The 18706-nt window shown below is 36.3% G+C and carries 18 protein-coding genes and 1 pseudogene; 14 read left to right on the plus strand and 5 right to left on the minus strand.

What is annotated here, in order from left to right; genetic code table 11:
- Positions 1 to 162: 162 nt before the first annotated feature.
- The 5 genes and pseudogenes from IPJ80_08925 to rmuC all read left to right on the plus strand — a co-directional run bounded on the left by IPJ80_08925 (position 163) and on the right by rmuC (position 4873).
- Positions 163 to 986 (plus strand): annotated as a pseudogene (locus tag IPJ80_08925) (MotA/TolQ/ExbB proton channel family protein).
- A gap of 24 nt (positions 987 to 1010) precedes the next feature.
- Positions 1011 to 1616, plus strand: a complete 606-nt coding sequence (locus IPJ80_08930; GenBank protein MBK7913608.1) for a biopolymer transporter ExbD — start codon at positions 1011 to 1013, stop codon at positions 1614 to 1616.
- 33 nt (positions 1617 to 1649) lie between these two features.
- The gene (locus tag IPJ80_08935) at positions 1650 to 2216 is read left to right on the plus strand and encodes a biopolymer transporter ExbD (protein MBK7913609.1); all 567 of its coding nucleotides are present in this window, start codon (positions 1650 to 1652) and stop codon (positions 2214 to 2216) included.
- A gap of 47 nt (positions 2217 to 2263) precedes the next feature.
- Positions 2264 to 3082, plus strand: coding sequence for an energy transducer TonB (locus IPJ80_08940; protein MBK7913610.1), 819 nt, complete (start codon positions 2264 to 2266; stop codon positions 3080 to 3082).
- Positions 3083 to 3382: 300 nt separating this feature from the next.
- On the plus strand, positions 3383 to 4873 hold the full coding sequence (gene rmuC / locus IPJ80_08945; protein ID MBK7913611.1) for a DNA recombination protein RmuC: 1491 nt from the start codon (positions 3383 to 3385) through the stop codon (positions 4871 to 4873).
- A 755-nt stretch (positions 4874 to 5628) separates the two neighbouring features.
- Here the strand turns inward: rmuC and IPJ80_08950 are convergent.
- Complete coding sequence (locus IPJ80_08950; protein ID MBK7913612.1) at positions 5629 to 6165, minus strand: transposase; 537 nt, start codon at positions 6163 to 6165, stop codon at positions 5629 to 5631.
- A 497-nt stretch (positions 6166 to 6662) separates the two neighbouring features.
- Between IPJ80_08950 and IPJ80_08955 the strand changes: the two genes are divergently transcribed.
- From IPJ80_08955 to IPJ80_08985, 7 genes are all read left to right on the plus strand, one after another.
- On the plus strand, positions 6663 to 8543 hold the full coding sequence (locus tag IPJ80_08955; GenBank protein MBK7913613.1) for a hypothetical protein: 1881 nt from the start codon (positions 6663 to 6665) through the stop codon (positions 8541 to 8543).
- A 19-nt stretch (positions 8544 to 8562) separates the two neighbouring features.
- Positions 8563 to 8850: a hypothetical protein gene (locus IPJ80_08960; protein MBK7913614.1), complete on the plus strand. Its 288-nt coding sequence runs from the start codon at positions 8563 to 8565 to the stop codon at positions 8848 to 8850.
- Positions 8847 to 9227 (plus strand): IS66 family insertion sequence element accessory protein TnpB, encoded by a 381-nt coding sequence (gene tnpB, locus IPJ80_08965; protein ID MBK7913615.1) that lies wholly within the window; start codon positions 8847 to 8849, stop codon positions 9225 to 9227. The genes IPJ80_08960 and tnpB overlap by 4 nt, the downstream gene beginning before the upstream one ends.
- Positions 9224 to 9652: a transposase gene (locus tag IPJ80_08970; GenBank protein MBK7913616.1), complete on the plus strand. Its 429-nt coding sequence runs from the start codon at positions 9224 to 9226 to the stop codon at positions 9650 to 9652. The genes tnpB and IPJ80_08970 overlap by 4 nt, the downstream gene beginning before the upstream one ends.
- Entirely contained in the window at positions 9595 to 10761 is a 1167-nt protein-coding gene (locus tag IPJ80_08975) for an IS66 family transposase (GenBank protein MBK7913617.1), read from the plus strand. Before IPJ80_08970 ends, IPJ80_08975 begins: the two co-directional genes overlap by 58 nt.
- A 34-nt stretch (positions 10762 to 10795) precedes the next feature.
- Complete coding sequence (locus IPJ80_08980; protein ID MBK7913618.1) at positions 10796 to 10996, plus strand: T9SS type A sorting domain-containing protein; 201 nt, start codon at positions 10796 to 10798, stop codon at positions 10994 to 10996.
- A 233-nt stretch (positions 10997 to 11229) separates the two neighbouring features.
- Positions 11230 to 11829, plus strand: a complete 600-nt coding sequence (locus IPJ80_08985; GenBank protein MBK7913619.1) for a hypothetical protein — start codon at positions 11230 to 11232, stop codon at positions 11827 to 11829.
- Positions 11830 to 11881: 52 nt separating this feature from the next.
- On the opposite strand, the gene IPJ80_08990 is transcribed toward IPJ80_08985, so the two are convergent.
- Genes IPJ80_08990 through pyk form a run of 4 tightly spaced genes read right to left on the minus strand, consistent with a single transcriptional unit; the run spans position 11882 to position 16947 of the window.
- Positions 11882 to 13096 carry a peptidoglycan DD-metalloendopeptidase family protein gene (locus IPJ80_08990; protein MBK7913620.1) on the minus strand — a complete coding sequence of 405 codons (1215 nt, stop codon included), beginning with the start codon at positions 13094 to 13096 and terminating at the stop codon, positions 11882 to 11884.
- The gene (locus tag IPJ80_08995) at positions 13093 to 13863 is read right to left on the minus strand and encodes a DUF4292 domain-containing protein (GenBank protein ID MBK7913621.1); all 771 of its coding nucleotides are present in this window, start codon (positions 13861 to 13863) and stop codon (positions 13093 to 13095) included. The genes IPJ80_08990 and IPJ80_08995 overlap by 4 nt, the downstream gene beginning before the upstream one ends.
- Positions 13860 to 15500 carry a hypothetical protein gene (locus IPJ80_09000; protein MBK7913622.1) on the minus strand — a complete coding sequence of 547 codons (1641 nt, stop codon included), beginning with the start codon at positions 15498 to 15500 and terminating at the stop codon, positions 13860 to 13862. Before IPJ80_09000 ends, IPJ80_08995 begins: the two co-directional genes overlap by 4 nt.
- Before the next feature lie 22 nt (positions 15501 to 15522).
- Positions 15523 to 16947: a pyruvate kinase gene (gene pyk / locus IPJ80_09005; GenBank protein ID MBK7913623.1), complete on the minus strand. Its 1425-nt coding sequence runs from the start codon at positions 16945 to 16947 to the stop codon at positions 15523 to 15525.
- Between the two features lie 153 nt (positions 16948 to 17100).
- On the opposite strand from pyk, the gene IPJ80_09010 reads away from it, so the two are divergent.
- Together IPJ80_09010 and fabF are read left to right on the plus strand one after the other, a co-directional pair.
- Positions 17101 to 17337 carry an acyl carrier protein gene (locus tag IPJ80_09010; protein ID MBK7913624.1) on the plus strand — a complete coding sequence of 79 codons (237 nt, stop codon included), beginning with the start codon at positions 17101 to 17103 and terminating at the stop codon, positions 17335 to 17337.
- A gap of 70 nt (positions 17338 to 17407) precedes the next feature.
- Entirely contained in the window at positions 17408 to 18649 is a 1242-nt protein-coding gene (fabF, locus tag IPJ80_09015; protein ID MBK7913625.1) for a beta-ketoacyl-ACP synthase II, read from the plus strand.
- The last annotated feature ends 57 nt before the right edge of the window (positions 18650 to 18706 follow it).

Consider the following 18706-nt stretch of genomic DNA (forward strand, 5'->3'; position numbering starts at 1 on the left):
CCTGCAAGCACATTTTTTCAACGAAATCGTTTTATCATTACGCAAACAAGAGGAAATACCGCTATGCTAAAACTTTGCATTTGTTTGGTTTGGCTGTTTTTTCTTCTATCATTTTAGAATAAAATTTTTTAATTCATTCAAAACTGTTAATTCCAGTCGGTTATGAGTAATCCAAATGTAAAGGGTGCTGAAGCATCCAGTAGTAAATTCAGTTCGTTATTTGCAGCCATTGTAATTCCTTTGGCACTCTTTGTAGGGGTATTAGTTTACAAATTTATTCTGGGAAATTCAGCCCATTTTGAAGGTGGCAACCCAGAGGGTCACCCCCACCCAGGTGATTATTTAGGCATGATGTACAAAGGGGGGAATTTTGGTACCGGTCCTTATGGGTCTGTTTATGATAGTAATTGCTGTCATTATCGAACGGATGTTGACCATTGGTGCTGCATCAGGTAAAGGTTCGATTCAGGGATTTGTTCGCAAAATCAAACAACTCTTAGATGGAAATCAAATCGATCAGGCCATTGCTGAGTGCGACAAACAAAAAGGTTCTGTTGCCAATGTGATCCGTGAAGGTTTGACAAAGTACAAAGAGATGACAAAAGCTACTGATCTTGATAAAGATCATAAAGTTTTGGCTATCCAAAAAGAAATTGAAGAATCCACTTCTTTGGAGTTACCCATGTTGGAAAAAAAACCTGGTAATTCTCGCAACGATTTCTTCAGTAGCAACCTTGTTTGGTTTATTAGGTACCGTATTTGGGATGATCCGCGCATTCTCTGCGATTGCAACAGCAGGAGCTCCGGATGCAGTAGCCTTATCAACGGGTATTTCTGAGGCTTTGATCAATACCGCTTTAGGTATCTCTACCTCTGCGCTCGCCATTGTTTCATACAACTACTTTACAACCCGTATTGATGGCTTGACTTATGGTATTGATGAAGCAGGTTTTACTATTGCTCAAACATTTGCTTCCAAGCATTAATCTATAAACCACTAGCATACCATTATGCCAAAGGTTAAAGTTCCACGAAAAAGTACGGCCATTGATATGACTGCGATGTGTGATGTCGCATTCTTACTATTGACCTTCTTTATTCTTACTACCAAATTCAGGCCTCAAGAGGTTGTGCAAATTGACATCCCTTCTTCAACTGCCCAAATTCCAATTCCGGATAAGGACATATTAATGATTCATATTTCTCCGGATGGAAAAGTATTTATGGGTTTGGATGATCAAAATACCCGTTTGGCTTTATTGGATAAACTGGAGGAAGCCTACAGTATAAAATTTTCACCAAAACAACGGGATGCATTTCGACTCACTGAATTGTGGGGTATGGATATTCGCCAGTTGCCTCAATTTTTGGATCAGGATATTAATACCCGTGCAACCGCTGCACAACCAGGGATGAAGATTGATACTACTGGAGGTGAACATCAATTGCAGGACTTGATTTTATTTTCAAGACGTGCCAATAATAATTTAAGAATTGCCATTAAGGCAGATAAGACAACTGAATACAAAGCCTTTGATAAAGTAATTGAAACGCTACAGGAACAAAAAGTCAATCGTTTTAATTTAATTACATCGGCTCGAACCGGTAAAGAGTAAAATCATTTTTAAAGCAAACAATTCAAATGAATTATGGCTGAAATGAATGTCCCCGAAAGTGGGGCGAAGAAAGGAAAAAAGAAGGCACGATCGAAAAAGATGTCTACTCGTGTAGACCTTACCGCGATGGTGGATTTGGGCTTTTTATTGATTACCTTCTTTATGTTGGCTACTACCTTCAACAAACCCAAAACCATGGAGGTCAATAAACCGGCCAAACAAAAGGAGGATGTTGAAGAACCACCAATAAAAATGTCAAAGACTGTCAATTTTTTATTGGGGAATAATAATTTAGTGTATTGGTATGTTTCCCCGGATGAAATCAATGCCGATACTAAATTGGAATTGGACAGTGTGGATTACAGTGCCAATGGCGTCCGCCAAATTATTAAAAGAAGAATCAAAGAAGTTCACGAAATGTGGACGGATACGACCAACTTGTTTGTAATGATTAAACCCTTACCAGGGTCTAAATACAAAAACATCGTTGATATCCTGGATGAAATGACCATTAACAATGTTCGGACTTACGCAATCTTAAAACCCAATGATCCTGTGGATAGTTTGGTTTGTTTAAAGATTGGTCAATCCAGGAAATAAATTGAAGAAATTTTTGTTATACCATTAATACGCTTAAATAAAAAGCAATGGAGAATAAAGATTATATGAAACTTAGCATGGATGAAATCGTCTTTGAAGGACGAAATAAATCCTATGGTGCCTATTTGTTGCGTAAAATTTACGACGACAACATGGCTCGTTCGGCCATTCTGGGCATTTTGCTTTTTATATTGGGAATCAGTATGCCCATGATCATTAAAATGGTGAAAGGTTGGATCCCTGAAAAAGCGGATAAAGAAATTATGAAAGAAGTGGTTTTGGCTGATGCTCCACCGCTGGATCCTAAAAAACCACTACCACCACCTCCGCCTAAAGTAGAGCCTCCACCAATTAAAGATCAAATTAAATTCGTTCCTCCGAAGGTTAAAAAAGATGAGGAGGTAAAAGAAGAAGAACCACCTCCTCCAACCATTGAGGAAATGAAGGATAAGGAAATCGCCACAGAAACGAAAGAAGGCGATAAAGATGGAATCGATGCATCCTTGCTTGAACCTCCTCCACCGGTAGTGGAAGAGAAAAAGGAGGAAGAGGTTTTTAAATTTGTTGAACAAATGCCCGCATTTCCGGATGGCGATGCAGCTATGATGAAATACATACGGGAACACATCCGCTATCCGGCTATTGCCAAAGAAAATGGAATTGAAGGAACTGTGGTAATCCAGTTTGTCGTTACTAAAGATGGCGACATTCAAAGGGTACAGGTTGCCAGAGGTATTGGCGGAGGTTGCGATGAGGAAGCTTCACGCGTTGTCAAATCCATGCCAAATTGGAAACCGGGTAAACACAATGGCAAAGCCGTTCCGGTGAGTTTTACGCTCCCGATCCGATTTAAGTTGGAGGGTTAGTGCTCCTTCGAAGGATATTTTTCATATTATTGGGAATTAGCTACATCGTATTGGGCGGGTATGTATATTTCTATCCTATCATTTCAGCACCTTGGGGCTATGTGTTTTCTTTTGCCTGCATCCTTTACGGGATCTGGAGAATTTACAGAGGGCTAAAACTGACAGAATAATTAATTAAACCCACCCTTTTCTAGATTTCCCCAAACTTTTCCAAAACTTAGGGTTTAAACCCCAAGTTTTGGAAAAGTTTGGGGAAATTTCAAAACCCGGGATCACTCAAATTTGTTTTAATTTTAATCCATGCAATCATTTGATTTTATTTCGCTCTTACTCGGGCTTGCAATCGGTCTGATAATTTTTTTACTCAATTATTTAAACCAAAATAAAAAAGGAGAAGCACTCAGAAATTTGTGTAGTTCGCAGGAAGCCCGCATCAAATCATTTGATGAACGACTCAAGGATTATGAAACACAAGCAACGCAAAGTCATTTGAAACTTGAACAAAAACAAGTGGAGCTCAATAGTTTAATTTCTGAAAATGCATCGTTGTTGAGTCATATTCAAAATGCTAAGGAACAGTTGCAAAAAGCGGTTGGTGAATTAACTGAACAAAAAAATGAGAATTACGCGCGCCAAAATGAAATTAATCAACTGAAGCAAAACCTCGCTGAGAGTAAAACTCAGAATCATTTTTTTCTTGAAAAATTGGAAAATCAAAAACGTGATTTTGAAGAAATGAAAAATCGTGCACAATTGGAATTTCAAGAATTGGCACAAAAAATTCTGGAAGAAAAATCACAAAAATTTACATCTGCCAACAAAGAAAATTTGGACAGTCTTCTAAAACCTTTAGGTGAAAATATAGATCAGTTTAAAAAGCGGGTTGAAGAAACCTATGATAAAGAATCAAAGCAACGTTTTTCTCTGGAAGAACGTGTCAAGGAGTTGGTTGAGATGAATCACAAATTAAGTAAGGAAGCCAATAACCTGGCATCGGCTCTTAAAGGACAATCCAAAAAACAAGGAAACTGGGGTGAAATCATCTTAGAGAGTATTTTAGAAAAATCAGGTTTGCAAAAAAACCGGGAGTATAAAGTTCAAGTTAGCCTCCAAACCGAAGATGGTAAACGCCTTCAACCGGATGTTGTGGTGTATTTGCCTGATAACAGGACGATCATCATTGATTCAAAAGTTTCACTCATCGCTTACGATCGTTTTTCATCTTCAGACACAAAAGAAGATCAGGATGCAGCGCTTAAGGAACATGTAAAATCCATGTACCAACACATTGATCAATTGGGTGATAAAAAATACGATACCTTAGTTGAAAGCCTGGATTTTACTATGATGTTTGTCCCCATTGAACCGGCTTATCTCATTGCAATGCAAGAGGATCAGGAATTATGGGCTTACGCTTATGCCAAACGGATATTGTTGATCAGTCCGACGAATTTAATCACCTCCTTAAAATTAATTGCAGACCTCTGGAAGCGCGAACAACAAAGCAAAAATGCGTTGGAAATTGCCAAACAAGGAGAACGCATGTACGACAAAATCATTGGATTTTTAGAAAGTATGGAAGATGTTGGCAAGCATCTCAATAAATCACAGGATGCTTATCACAAAGCAGTCGGACAGTTACGTGATGGCCGTGGAAGTTTGGTCAGCCGCGCTGAAAAAATGAAAAAGCTCGGACTCAATTCTCAAAAAGAAATACCCGGAACCCTCATGTCTTTTGATGAATCAGAAGAAGAAGAGGAAACAGAAAAATTTAATTATTTATTAATGTAATGTTCAAGTAGTCGAAAGCTAGGTGTTGGCCAAGAACGGACGTAGGCTGAGCCTACGCCCAGCGATGAATTTTTTTAATAATATATTATAATTCAAATTAGTAATTTTCAAACTAAACGAAAGCTAGGCGTAGGCTGAGCCTACGTCAAATGTGCAGATGAATTTTAGCAAAATCAATAGGTATGATGCTGGATGAACGGGCGAGAACGGACGTAGGCTGAGCCTACGCCCAGCGATGAATTTTTTTAATAATATATTATAATTCAAATTAGTAATTTTCAAACTAAACGAAAGCTAGGCGTAGGCTGAGCCTACGTCAAACGTGCAGATGAAATTGAGCAAAATCAATAGGTATGATGCTGGATGAACGGGCGAGAACGGACGTAGGCTGAGCCTACGCCCAGCGATGAATTTTTTTAATAATATTTTATAATTCAAATTAGTAATTTTCAAACTAAACGAAAGCTAGGCGTAGGCTGAGCCTACGTCAAACGTGCAGATGAAATTGAGCAAAATCAATAGGTATGATTCTGGATGAACGGGCGAGAACGGACGTAGGCTAAGCCTACGCCCAGCGATGAAATTTTTAATAATATTTGATAATTCAAATTAGTAATTTTCAAACTAAACGAAAGCTAGGCGTAGGCTGCGCCTACGTCAAATGTGCAGATGAATTTTAGCAAAATCAATAGGTATGATGCTGGATGAACGGGCGAGAACGGACGTTCCAATTTGAAAATTCAATCGATATCCAACTAATCAATTTCTAATAAAGTCTCCATCGATAAATAATTTCGTTGACTACTATAAAGCCAATCTTCTGCATTTTCAACCCATCCGGCCCGAATTGGATTTTCATGAATGTATGCCATCTTTTGATTAAGAAATGGCATAGTTTCTAAAAACACCGCATGATTTTCATGCGTCCAAAATTGAAACTCAGAATTTCTTTGATGTTTGTCAGCTGCGGATTTAAATAATTGCAACATCCACTTTTTGCGGCTTTCTGGAATTGCTTTTATTTCTCTTAAAATTTGATTTGCTGTAAAACTTTTAAAATCTCGAATTATATCTGATAAGTTATTTTCCTTGGCACTTAATATTGCATGTACATGGTTCGACATGATTACATATGCCCAAATTTGTAAACCTTTATTTTTTCTGCAATAATCCAAACTATTAATCAGGATATCTCGATACGTTTTTCTGGTAAAAATATCTACCCAATTAATAACCTGAAAAGTTAAAAAATAAAGTCCATCCTGATTATCTATTTTATAACCGGTGCTCATTTTTAGTGTATTTATTTGCAATACCTAAAAAAAATTCAAATTAATGCTCCCATAAGCTAGGCGTAGGCTGGGCCTACGTCAAATGTGCAGATGAAATTGAGTAAAATCAATTGTATGATGCTAGAGAAACGGGCGAGAACGGACGTAGGCTGAGCCTACGCCCAACGGTGGAAAATTTTTGGTAATTCAAATTAGTAATTTTCAAACTAAACGAGAGCTAGGCGTAGGCTGAGCCTACGTCAAACGCACAATTGAATTTGAGCAAAATTAATAGGTATGATGCTGGATGAACGGACGAGAACGGACGTAGGCTGAGCCTACGCCCAGCGATGAGCCAAGCATAAGCTAATCCTACGCCCAGCGGCAAAGAGCATAAGCCAAACCTAATCCCACAATACGGATCCATTTCAACCACAAAACGTTAATTTTCAACTGATTTTTAATCTAATCCTTATATTTGAAGCCTTAATAATTTATTCACAGAAAAAATTACTGATATGAAGAGAATTTTACTATTGATTTTCATTGGAGCAAGTTTCAGCAATGTGTTTGCCCAAAATTCGTTTTCGGACGATTTTGAGGCTTATACAGCTGGTGCGTTCCTTGGTGTTAGTTCAACAAAATGGTCAACCTGGAGTGGCGTAAAAGGAGGTGCAGATGATACCAAAGTGAGCAACGAACAAGCACACAGCGGCACAAAATCCATTAAATTTTTAAGTACCACTGCAGGTGGAGGTCCAGCTGACGTGATTCTTCCATTTGGAGGCCGAAAAACCAATGGAATATTCACTTTGGAAATGTGGATGTATGTAGTGAATGGCACAGGTGGTTATTTTAATTTTCAGGGAAATGCTGCAGTCGGAGGAATCTGGTCTTTGGATGCATTTTTTGATCCTAATGGAGATGTTCGATTTACCCTTGGTACAGGAGGTGCAGGAACAATCGCGAAAGGTACTCATCCAAAGGATGCCTGGTTTAAAATAAAAGTGGTTGCCAACATGACCGATAACAATTGGGAAGCATTTATTGATGATGTATCCCTTGGATCATGGACAAATCCAAACAATGCCGTGGCTTCAATGGATATATATCCAACAAGTTCAAATAACCTTTCTACCTATTACGTCGACGATGTAAGTTATACCTACGAGCCTTTTGTAGCACTTAATCTGGATGCTACCTTATCTGGTGTTACCGTGAGACCTAAAAATTTAACCGGTGGAACAGCTCCTGCATCTATAAAAATTAAAAATGTTGGACGTACTAAAATAACTGCTGCTGAAGTGCAATGGTCAGTTAATGGCGGACCAATAACCACAGAAAATTATGCTTTGAACTTAGACAGTTTAAAAGAATCTGCTATCCTGCCCTTGACTGGAAGTATTAATTATGCTGCAGGAATTGGTAAAATAGATATTGCAATTACTAAAGTAAATGCAAGTGTAGATGATAAGCCATCTAATAACAGCCGCTCTGTACCATTAGAAGGAGTTACTCCGGCACCACACAAGAAAATTTTTGTTGAAGAAGCAACTGGTACCTGGTGTCAATGGTGTCCAAGAGGTGCAGTTTACATGGATTCATTAACAAAATTGTTTCCAAACCATTTTGTTGGAGTTGCAGTTCATAATAATGATCCAATGACTGTTAATGAATATGATGCAGGCTGGACCAGTGTTCCCGGATTCACAGGTTACCCTAGCGTATTAACAAATAGAAAGACATTGGGTGATCCAAATGGTTTAGAACCTGTATTTTATGATCAAATTGTTGAAATTACTCCCGTTAAAATTGAATTGGGGGCAAGTTTTAATGATGTAAGCAGAGAATTAAAAGTTGAAATAAAATCAGACTTTATAGAATCAGTATCCGGAGACCATATTATTAATTTAATTATTACGGAAAATGGAGTTAAAGGAACCAATTCATCTTACAATCAAGCTAATGTATATTCAGGGGGATCTTATGGAGTAATGGGAGGATTTGAGTTATTGCCTAATCCAGTACCTGCAGCTAAGATGACATACAATCATGTAGCAAGAGCTATTTTGGGTGGATGGGCAGGTATACCTGGAGATTTCCCACAAGATATTCCTTCGGGGTCTAGTTACATAAAAGCTTATAATTATATTGTTCCACCAAATTTCAATATATCGCAACTCAAATTAATTGGAATAATATTAAATCCTAATGGAGAAGTTTTAAATGTAAATGAATCCTCAATTGACGAAGCAATCAAATCTGGATTGTTTACTTCAACAGGAGATGTTAAATCAAGTCATGAAAATATTTCAATAGAGCCTAATCCAGCTAATGATTTCGCTATTTTGTATCCGTATAACCAAGTACATCTTGCACAATCAAATGCCACCAAATAGCTTTGTGAAAATTTAGTTTATGACAAAGCAAGAATTTGAACAACTGAAAATTGAATTGGAAACTAGCGGAATGTCGCTTAAAAGTTTTATGGCAACAAAGGGGCTCCCAATACATCAATTTCATTATTGGAGAAAGAAGTACTGTTTAAAGGAACCATCAAAATCAAAAAATGAATTTATTCAAATTGGATCTATCCAACCACCAAATTCAACAATCCGATTGGAATATCCTAATGGAGTGACGATCAACTTTCGGGCGAATCCCGGATCAGAAACATTATTGAAACTGATCAATTCCAAAAATTGATTCCGTTTACTAGCGGACACCGTTATTTTATATATACCGGTATTACAGATTTCCGCAAAAGCTATGACGGACTGTTTGGAATTATTAAAACAATCATGGAAAGTAATCCATTGAGCGGAGACGTATATCTATTTACTAATAAACGGCGTAATCAAATACGGATGATGGTTTACGATACCGGAGGATTAGTATTGTTGAGCAAGCGTTTAGATAGAGGTACCTTTGAAATTATGGAATCACAAACTAATCCTATAAAATTGAACATCAGTTGGACGCAATTAATGTGTATCATGCAGGGCATTAAACTGAGCAGTATTCGTTATAGAAAACGACATATAATTGGCGAAAAATATTTGAGAAATAATTATGTAAATTGAAAATAAATTACGATCTTGTTGTTGTGATACAAGATTCAAATAAAGAAATTACAAATGAATTTTTGCTTACGCAAATTGCAGAATACAAGAAGGAAAACGAATACTTACGCCACGAATTAGCGCAATTAAAACGATTAATATTTGGAGCAAAATCAGAGCGATTCATAAGTAATGAACCACCTCTCCCACCGAATACTTTATTTACACAAACGTACGATGACAATCAGCCCTTAGAAAATTTAACTGAGGAAATAACATACACACGAGATAAACCCATTCATAAACGTGGGGGAAGAAAAGAGCTTCCGGCTCATTTAAAGCGGGAAATAATAGTTCTGGAACCCGAAGGAAAAACGGATGATATGAAATGTATTGGCAAAAAGTCACTGAAGAATTGCAGTACATTCCAGGAGTTGTCTATGTAAATCGCTACGAAAGACCTAAATACAAAGACCCAAAGTCAGAAAAAATAATCATTGCTCCGATGCCCTCAAGGGTCGTTGATAAATGTATAGCAGGGCCTGATTTTATGGCGTATGCTATTATCGGTAAGTATATGGATCATAATCCATATTATAGATTTCTTCAACAACTCAAAAGAATGCATCAAGTGGATATCTCTCGTTCTACATTTGGGGGCTGGGGCAGTCAATATGTGAATGCATTGGAGCCCATTTTTAGTGCTCATCAAAAAGAAGTTCTATCCGCTAATTATTTACAAACTGATGAAAGCCCAATCAAAGTGCAATCAGATGAAGTAAAAGGGAAATGTCATTTAGGATATATGTGGGTCAGCAGAGATCCACAAAAAAATTTAGTCCTATTTACTTATCAAAAAGGAAGGTCCGCAGAATATTTTAATAATCATATTCAGGGATTTAGAGGTAAGTTACAAACAGACGGTTATAGCGTTTATGAATCCTGTGATAAAAATCCGGATTTTATTATGTTCAGTTGCTGGGCACATGCCAGAAGATATTTTGAACAAGCACTTGATAATGACAAACAGCGCGCAGATTACGTGTTAAGGCAAATTCAAATTCTTTATAAAATTGAGGAATCTGCCAAAGAACAAAAACTATCCAAAGAAGAGCGACAAAAATGGCGACAAGAAAATGCCACTCCGGTTTTAAATAACATTAAAGAATTTCTTGATAAAAATGTAGAATCTATACTTCCAGCCAGTGCAATTGGAAAAGCTTTTGGATATGCAATCAAACGATGGGATAAGCTACTGGCATATACAGTTCATGGTGAAGTAGAAATTGATAACAACCTTATAGAAAATTCTATCCGTCCTTTAGCTCTGGGTAGAAAGAATTATTTGTTTGCAGGTTCTGACGATTCAGCCCAAAGATCAGCTATGGTTTATTCCTTGTTTGCAACTTGCAAGCTTCATGACATTAACCCATATGATTGGTTAACCGATGTCTTCCACAGAATTAAGGATCATCCTATAAATCGTATCTCAGAACTACTTCCGCAGAATTGGTGCTGGTCAACCGCGAAGAAGAACATTGACATTGTTGCCTAAGTGTACTGCGTGGGACGGATACGCTATTTTAAAAATGAGGTTATTAGAAAACTCAGATATAAAAGTTGAATTAATTGAACTTTCAGGCAATTTAATTTCTAAGGAATTTTTTCCAAATCAAATTGGTGATTTTAAACATATTATAAATACGGAATTATTAAAATCGGGTATTTATATTGTTAAAATACAAAATAATACTAAAACCTATTCTGATAAATTGATTGTCATTAAATAATTTAGTTTAATATATTTAAATGAAGCCTTTCGTTACTGAAGGGCTTTTTTTATTTGGCATTATTAATGTTTTGCAAAATATATGTGATTAAGCAAATTTATAGCTACCATATTAATAAACCTTTATAAATTTTAATTGAGTTGAATATATTAAATACTATTAATGTGTAATTGAACATATTGTTGAGTTAATATAGCTTAGAATATTATTTAATCAATTAAAACTCTAAAGCTATGAAAATTACAACTCTGTTATTTGGATTTTTTATATTCATATCTTGTAATGATGAAGGAAATCCAGAATTTAATAAAAATCTAAAACTTGATTTCCGAGATCCACCTGGGTCAAATCAAAAGTGTATTCTAAAATTTAAAATTATATCCGACACTTACACTAATAGTCCGGATCATTACATTACTGAGTTTGTAACTTTAAATGATTGTAATCCATCTCCTCCTCCTAATTGCTATTTCTTTAGAACATTTTTATTTGATTCCGGTAGTAGTGGTTGTTCACATGGAAACAACTCCAGTTGTGAAATTGATAATCCTACATTAAACAGCTTTTATGATGCAAATTGTGAATTAAACCCATATTTTTCTTACATAAGAGTTATTTATCATCCAAACGAAATAACTACAGGATGCACTTTAAACTCAACACCAGGTACAATTGAATACGAGTTATCATCTTCTCCTAAATATACTACTGGAGATTGTCCTTATCCTATTTCTAGCGTTATAGGAGGTACCCTCTCAAATGGTTCAGCATCAATTGTGTATAAAGATTATGAATTATATGGAAATTGTGGATGTCAAATTAGAGAAAAGTAGTTAAATATTTTGAATGAAGTTATCTAATATTTCATTTGTATATTAGATAACTTCATTTTAAAAATTTCATCGGATTTGTAGGTGTTTTACCTTCCCAGGTTTCAAAATGGAGTTCATAAAATCCCTGTTCGTTTTTAGCTGCTTGACCGATATTGGTTCCACTTTCTATGCGTTCTCCATTCCGAAGTAACACAGAATTTAAATTGGAATACACAATATAATTATCATCAGATTTTGTAATTAGTAAATACAATTGATTGGGCATTTTTCGGATTTGAACTACTTCTGCCGGATTGGCTGCACTTACAAAAGGGTTTTGTGATTGAAGATCGATTCCATTATTGCGAATGACCAGGTTTTTATTACCGGATTCCATGTTTTTCCCAAACCTCGATATAATCGTAGGGGACTGCATGGGATAACGCATCCTTTTAACCTGTTTGTTTTTTGAAGTGGATGTTTTTGTTTTTACCAATTCATGAACGCTGGCCTCAATCCATTTAGTTAGTTCTTCTTTTTTTCTTTTGTAATTCGTGAGGGTTGCATTGAGATTTGCCTCTTTACTATCTAATTCTTTTATAAGCTGTCCTGAACTGGATAGATCTTGTTTTAAACGCAGTTCTTCGGATTGAATATTTTTCAACAAGGAATCCTGGGTATTTAATTCCAGTTTAAGCTTTTGAAAGTTTTTTGTATACAACTGATTCCAGGTTTTTAATGAGTCCAACGTTTGCATTCGTTGTTTTTCCAATTTTTCCAATAGATACCATTTTAAAACTTTGGCATCCAGATCCTCCGGATGTAATAAAGTCAACATGGGATTATAGGTGATACGGTGTATGATCTTATTCTTTACCAATACAGCATATTGTTCTTTAAAACGCTGCAGTTTTAGTACATTGGATTTATTTTGTTCCTGAAGATTTTTTAATTCATTCTGTGTAGTGGTCAATTCATTTGTAAGTGCATTTTGTAATTCAGTTCGGTAGGAAATCTGACTTTGATACAATTCAAGATTTTTTAAAAGTTGATTTTTTTCCGATTTATTTTGCTTGATCAATTGGTCAGTCTGGTCAATGGCTTGTTGAATCTCTTTAATTTGACTATCCTTAGGTTTATTTGCCGGATTGACTTGGCTAGTTAATTGGTACCATAAAATAATGCCAATAGGTATAAACAAACTGCTGCAAATCGCATGAAAAATGTACCGATACTTTGGATGCGAAGGGTAATTTATACGAATGGATTTTAGGGTGAATTTGTTCATCGTTTTTTATAGTGATCTGGAATGTTAAATTTTACCTGAATGATTGGATCCAACTTAATTTCATCCCAAATTAAATCCAAATTTAAAACAGATCGATCGATAGATTCAAATTCTATTTTAAATTTTGATGGAATGGACCTGTTTTCAAGTTTTAAATAGTCGCTTACGATAAAATTTAATGCATATTGTGAATTTTCCAGCTTAAAATCTTTACACAACACTTCTGGATTGGACAGCGTATATGCAACAGCATACGATTTAGAGCTTCCTTTTAGTTTTAAATTTAAAGCAGAATCAATCATTTGGTAGTCCATGGCTTCTTTTATAAAGCATCCACTGCTTAACAAATTTTGTAACCAGTCAAATTTGATTTCCAATTGATATTGGTTTTGTAAATCGGAATAGTTGAGATTTGAATATTCCTGATTTAAGCGATCTATTACAAGAATGTGATCGGGCATTAGCAAGATTCTAAAAGCCTCGACGCCTAGTTTTTTTAATGAAATTAAACAGAGGCTATCTTTTATTGCATAGAGAGTCAAGCGTGCATCCTGACGTTCATTTTCAAATTGATACCGAATGGAACCTTTACCCATGAAGTAGTGTAGATTTTGATTTGCAGTTATTTTATTAAGCAAACAATCTACATTACAGGAGTCCAGTTTTTTTACGTTCGAATTGTGATCGATTTCGGTTAGCTTTTTAGCTGGATGGCATGAAGCAATCAGAATACACAGGATTAAGAAATTTAAATACAAAAATTTCATTTTCCTTTGCTTTGAAGCATAAATGGATACTCCATGCGTTCTTCTGAAAATTCATTGGCTGTTACTAAAGAGAGATTTGCTTGCTGCGTATCTCCCAAAGCTTCATAAATGGATGCTGCCATTTGAAACATTTCTTTGTTTTTCGCAACTGGGAATTTTAATGCTTCTTCGAGGTAGTTGCGTGCTTTTGCAAAATCTTTCCGATTGAAATAAATTTGTGCAATTTTGTAAAATTTAATCGCTGGATGAATTTGACCTGATTTCACAAGCGTAGCAAGTGTGGCATCACTAATGGAACCATTGATAACTGATTGATCGAGTGAATATTCCAATAAAGCAAGTTCGTTGTAGTTTGAACGCAAGGCTTGCTGCCATGCAGAATCAGATGCTACCAACAATTGATTCATTTTATACAGTCGTGCAGCGAGAATAAGTGCATCTGTATTTCTGATTGGATTGTTTTTAGCTTTTATCAGCAGAGACTTTAATTCAGATTCAGAAAAATCAAGTTTATGTAACTGTAATGAAGCTAAGAGTTGACTGTAATTAGGAAAACTTTGTGCAGGATAATATTCCATACACATGTTGGAATAATAATAAAGTGCATTCCAATGTTTTAACGAAATAATACAATTCAATAAATTTTCCCAAACTGAATAGGGGACTGTTCCTAAGGAAATTGTTTTAGTGTAATACCGACATGCGTGCACGATATCGTCCATTTGAAAATACAAATCTGCCATTAAAGCATATGATTTTGGACTCTCCGGATATTGTTTGATTAATTCACTGGTTAATGGAATCAGCGATTGTATTCCTTGTGTATTCGAATTTTTTATGTAATCAGTCAGTGTTTTGATGATTGATTTAATTTTTTCATCCAAAGAAACTGTGGTGCTGTTTATTAAATTTGTTAAGTCTTGCTGGGCTTGTTGATTTTGTGAATCGACATCAGCAGATTTAGGTTTTAAACCATATTTAGTTAATATGTCTGTGTTGTTTTCTTCGAGAGCTATGGTTCTGATTTCTTCAATTATTTCTAAATGACCAGGATATTTTATCAAACATTCTTCCAACAAACTCAACGCTTTTTTTGATTTTTTCTGTAGAACCAATATTTTGGATTTTTTAATTCCAATGGGTGGAAGGAGTCCAAAATGCAATTCCGATGCATTTAATACGATCAAGGCTTTATCAAAATCTTCAGCTTTGAGATAATTTAATGCTGCATTGTCATAATAAGTATAATTATCAGGTTCCAGCTGACTTAATTTCTGATATACATCTGCAATGATTTGAAACTGCCCGTAATCTTCCGCCAGGTTCGCTTTCAGAATCAAGTACCATTTATTCTGCGGTTCAGCGGCGATGCTTTCGTCAATGGCACTCATCGCCTCGTCATGTTTGCCTTGTTCCCGATAAATACGAGCCAAATAATAATTGCTGACTCCTTTGGTTTCAGGAGCATATTTAAGCTTAATGAACAAATCGATGGCTTTTTGCCGATTCCCAATTTGTTCTTCTTTTAAGGCATCAATTAAAATACCTTGGTTCAGCAGGTTTTTTTCAACTTCCTGACTAAATGCGTTGAAAGAAACTAAAATGGTGATTAAAATTGACTGATATATTCTGTACATGGTTTAGACAAACGTGCTAAAATTATTCTACTTCAGTTACCTTGAGCATGTTGGTCCGCAATTTTTTATGAATGGGCATGCTACCGGTATTAACAACGAGATCTCCTGCTTTCAGTTTATGATCTTTCTTTAAAATTTCAATAAGATCTTCTATAGTTTCATCAGTCGAACTCATTTTATCATAATAATAACATCGAACGCCCCATACCAGATTTAAAGTTCCCAGCATGTGCGTTGCACTGGTAAAAATATAAATCGGGCAATGGGTTCTGTAGGAAGACGTTTTAAAGGCAGTGTAACCGGAAATTGTGAGACCAATGATTGCCTGGGCTTTGATATCTTCTGCCGTTTTAGCAGCATTAAAACAGACAACATCCGACAAAAAAGTAGAGGATTTATCGGAAGGACGGGGTCTTTTAGTTAAAATGGCATAATGCCTTTCTGCTTCAAAGATAATCTTATTCATTGCAGTGACCACTTTTACGGGATGTTTACCCACTGAGGTCTCAGCCGATAACATGACCGCATCTGTACCATCCAATACTGCATTGGCCACATCGGTTACTTCCGCGCGTGTTGGACTCGGATTATTAATCATACTATCCATAAGCTGTGTTGCCACGATCACCGGCCGGGCACGTTGAATGCATTTGGTGATGATTAGTTTTTGAATTGTTGGCAATTTTTCAATTGGAAATTCAACCCCTAAATCCCCACGGGCGATCATGATACCGTTACTGATTTTAATAATGGCATCCAAATTTTTAATTGCTTCCGGTTTTTCAATTTTGGCAATCACCTTTGCCGGATGTTTGGCTTTTTCTACTAATTGAATGAGCTCTTCAATGTCTTGTGCTTTTCGTACAAAGGAAAGGGCAATCCAGTTGACTTTATGTTTGAGTATAAAATCAAGGTCTTTGAGGTCTTTTTCAGTTAATGAAGGCAAGGATATTTCAGTATCCGGAAGGTTAACGCCTTTGTTTGAGGATAAAATGCCTCCAAACAAACATTTCAATTGGACTTTATCAATTCCATTGGTGGTAAGAACCTCAAAAACAAGTTTTCCATCATCAATTAAGATGGTTTCTCCAACTTTGACATCTCGGGCAAAGTTTACATAACTCATGTAAATCTGTTCTTTTGTTCCAATGCATGGCTTATTGACAAAGTTTAATATCTCACCCGGTTGAATTTCCAAGGCATTGTTTTCGATGGTTCCAATTCTTAATTTCGGACCCTGTAAATCGCATAAGATGCCCACATGGGTATCAAATTTTTCATTGATAGCGTGAATATGCCGAATTACCTGTTCATGGTCTTCATAGCTACCATGTGAAAAATTAAGCCTGAATACGGCTACGCCTTCTAAAGTCAAAGCCGCCAGTTGTTCATAAGATGCTGAGGCTGGTCCGACGGTTGCTACAATTTTAGTATTATGGTGAATCATATAATAATTATCAGATTTGGGGAATTATTTAGCAAAACTTTGGTTTACAATGTAAAACAGGGCTAAGGTCTTTAAAAAAAGCGAAAATTATTTTGGTAATCCTTTAATGAATCCCTTAATTTGCGCCTTGATTATAAAAAAATCTAAATTATCATGTCAACAATTGCTGAAAGAGTTAAAAAAATTATCGTAGACAAATTAGCTGTAGATGAGGCTGAAGTTACCATCGAAGCGAGTTTTGTTAATGATTTAGGTGCAGACTCCCTTGATACTGTGGAACTTATCATGGAATTCGAGAAAGAGTTTGATACATCTATCCCAGACGATCAGGCAGAAAAAATTCAAACTGTAGGGCAAGCTATTGCCTACCTTGAGGCTAACTGTAAATAATCAATTTAATAATTTGTTATTTTAGCATGCCATTTGAATGATTCAAGGGCATACGAACAATAATTAGCGAATGAGACGGGTCGTAGTTACCGGAATCGGCGCATTAACGCCTATTGGCATTGGTCAGGATGCTTTTCTTGCAGGTTTACAGGCAGGAATGAGTGGTGCATGTCCAATCAGCTATTTTGATGCAAGCCTGTTTCGGACACGGTTTGCCTGTCAACTTAAGGATTTTAATGTTGAAAATTTCTTAGACAAAAAGGAAGCCCGAAAGATTGACCCATTTTCTCAATATGCCTTAATTGTAGCTGAAGAAGCGATGAAAGATTCAGGGATCCAATTGGATCAAGTGGATTTATCCCGATTTGGGGTGATCTGGGGATCTGGAATCGGTGGATTTAATACGCTTGAACATGACATTTCTGAAGCGGCTTTAGCTAGCGGACCCCCACGATACAGTCCTTTTTTGATACCTAAACTTATTTCAGACATTGCACCAGGTCATATTTCCATAAAATATGGCTTGATGGGTATTAATTACGGTACAGTGTCGGCTTGTGCTTCCTCAGCGCATGCCATTTCAAATGCATTTGATTATATTCGTTTAAATAAAGCGGATATGATGGTAACAGGAGGTTCAGAAGCAGCAATTACCCGCGCCGGAGTAGGAGGATTTTCCTCCATGAAGGCCTTGTCTGAGCGCAACGATGATTTTATGACGGCATCCAGGCCTTATGATAAAGATCGGGATGGCTTTGTTTTGGGTGAGGGCGCTGGTTCGTTGATTTTAGAAGAATATGAATCTGCCAAAAAACGCGGAGCTAAAATTTATGCAGAAATGGTAGGTTCAGGTGCCACTGCCGATGCTTTTCATATTACGGCTCCCCATCCGGATGGACTGGGTGCCAGTACAGCCATGCGTTTGGCTTTAAAAGAATCCGGCTTAACCCCATCGCAAATAGATTACATAAATACCCATGGCACGTCCACACCTTTAGGTGATATTGCTGAGGCCAAAGCAATTTTAAATGTTTTTGGGGATGATGCTTATAAAGTTAATATCAGTTCAACTAAATCTATGACCGGCCACCTCCTGGGTGCTGCTGGTGTCATAGAAGTTATTACTGGAATTATGGCCATTTTGCATGATTTTATACCACCTACCATTAATCACTTTACTGAGGATCCTGATTTGGATCCAAAACTAAATTTTACTTTTAATGAAGCACAAAGTCGAAAGGTAAATGCTTTTTTAAGTAATACCTTTGGATTCGGAGGGCATAACAGTTCAGTGATTTTTAAAAGATGTTAGGATTCTTAGTTAAGTTTTACAATAAGACCAATCACAAGTTTTTCTCTAAGGATAAAC

Source organism: Saprospiraceae bacterium (genome assembly GCA_016714025.1).
Taxonomy (GTDB): domain Bacteria; phylum Bacteroidota; class Bacteroidia; order Chitinophagales; family Saprospiraceae; genus Vicinibacter.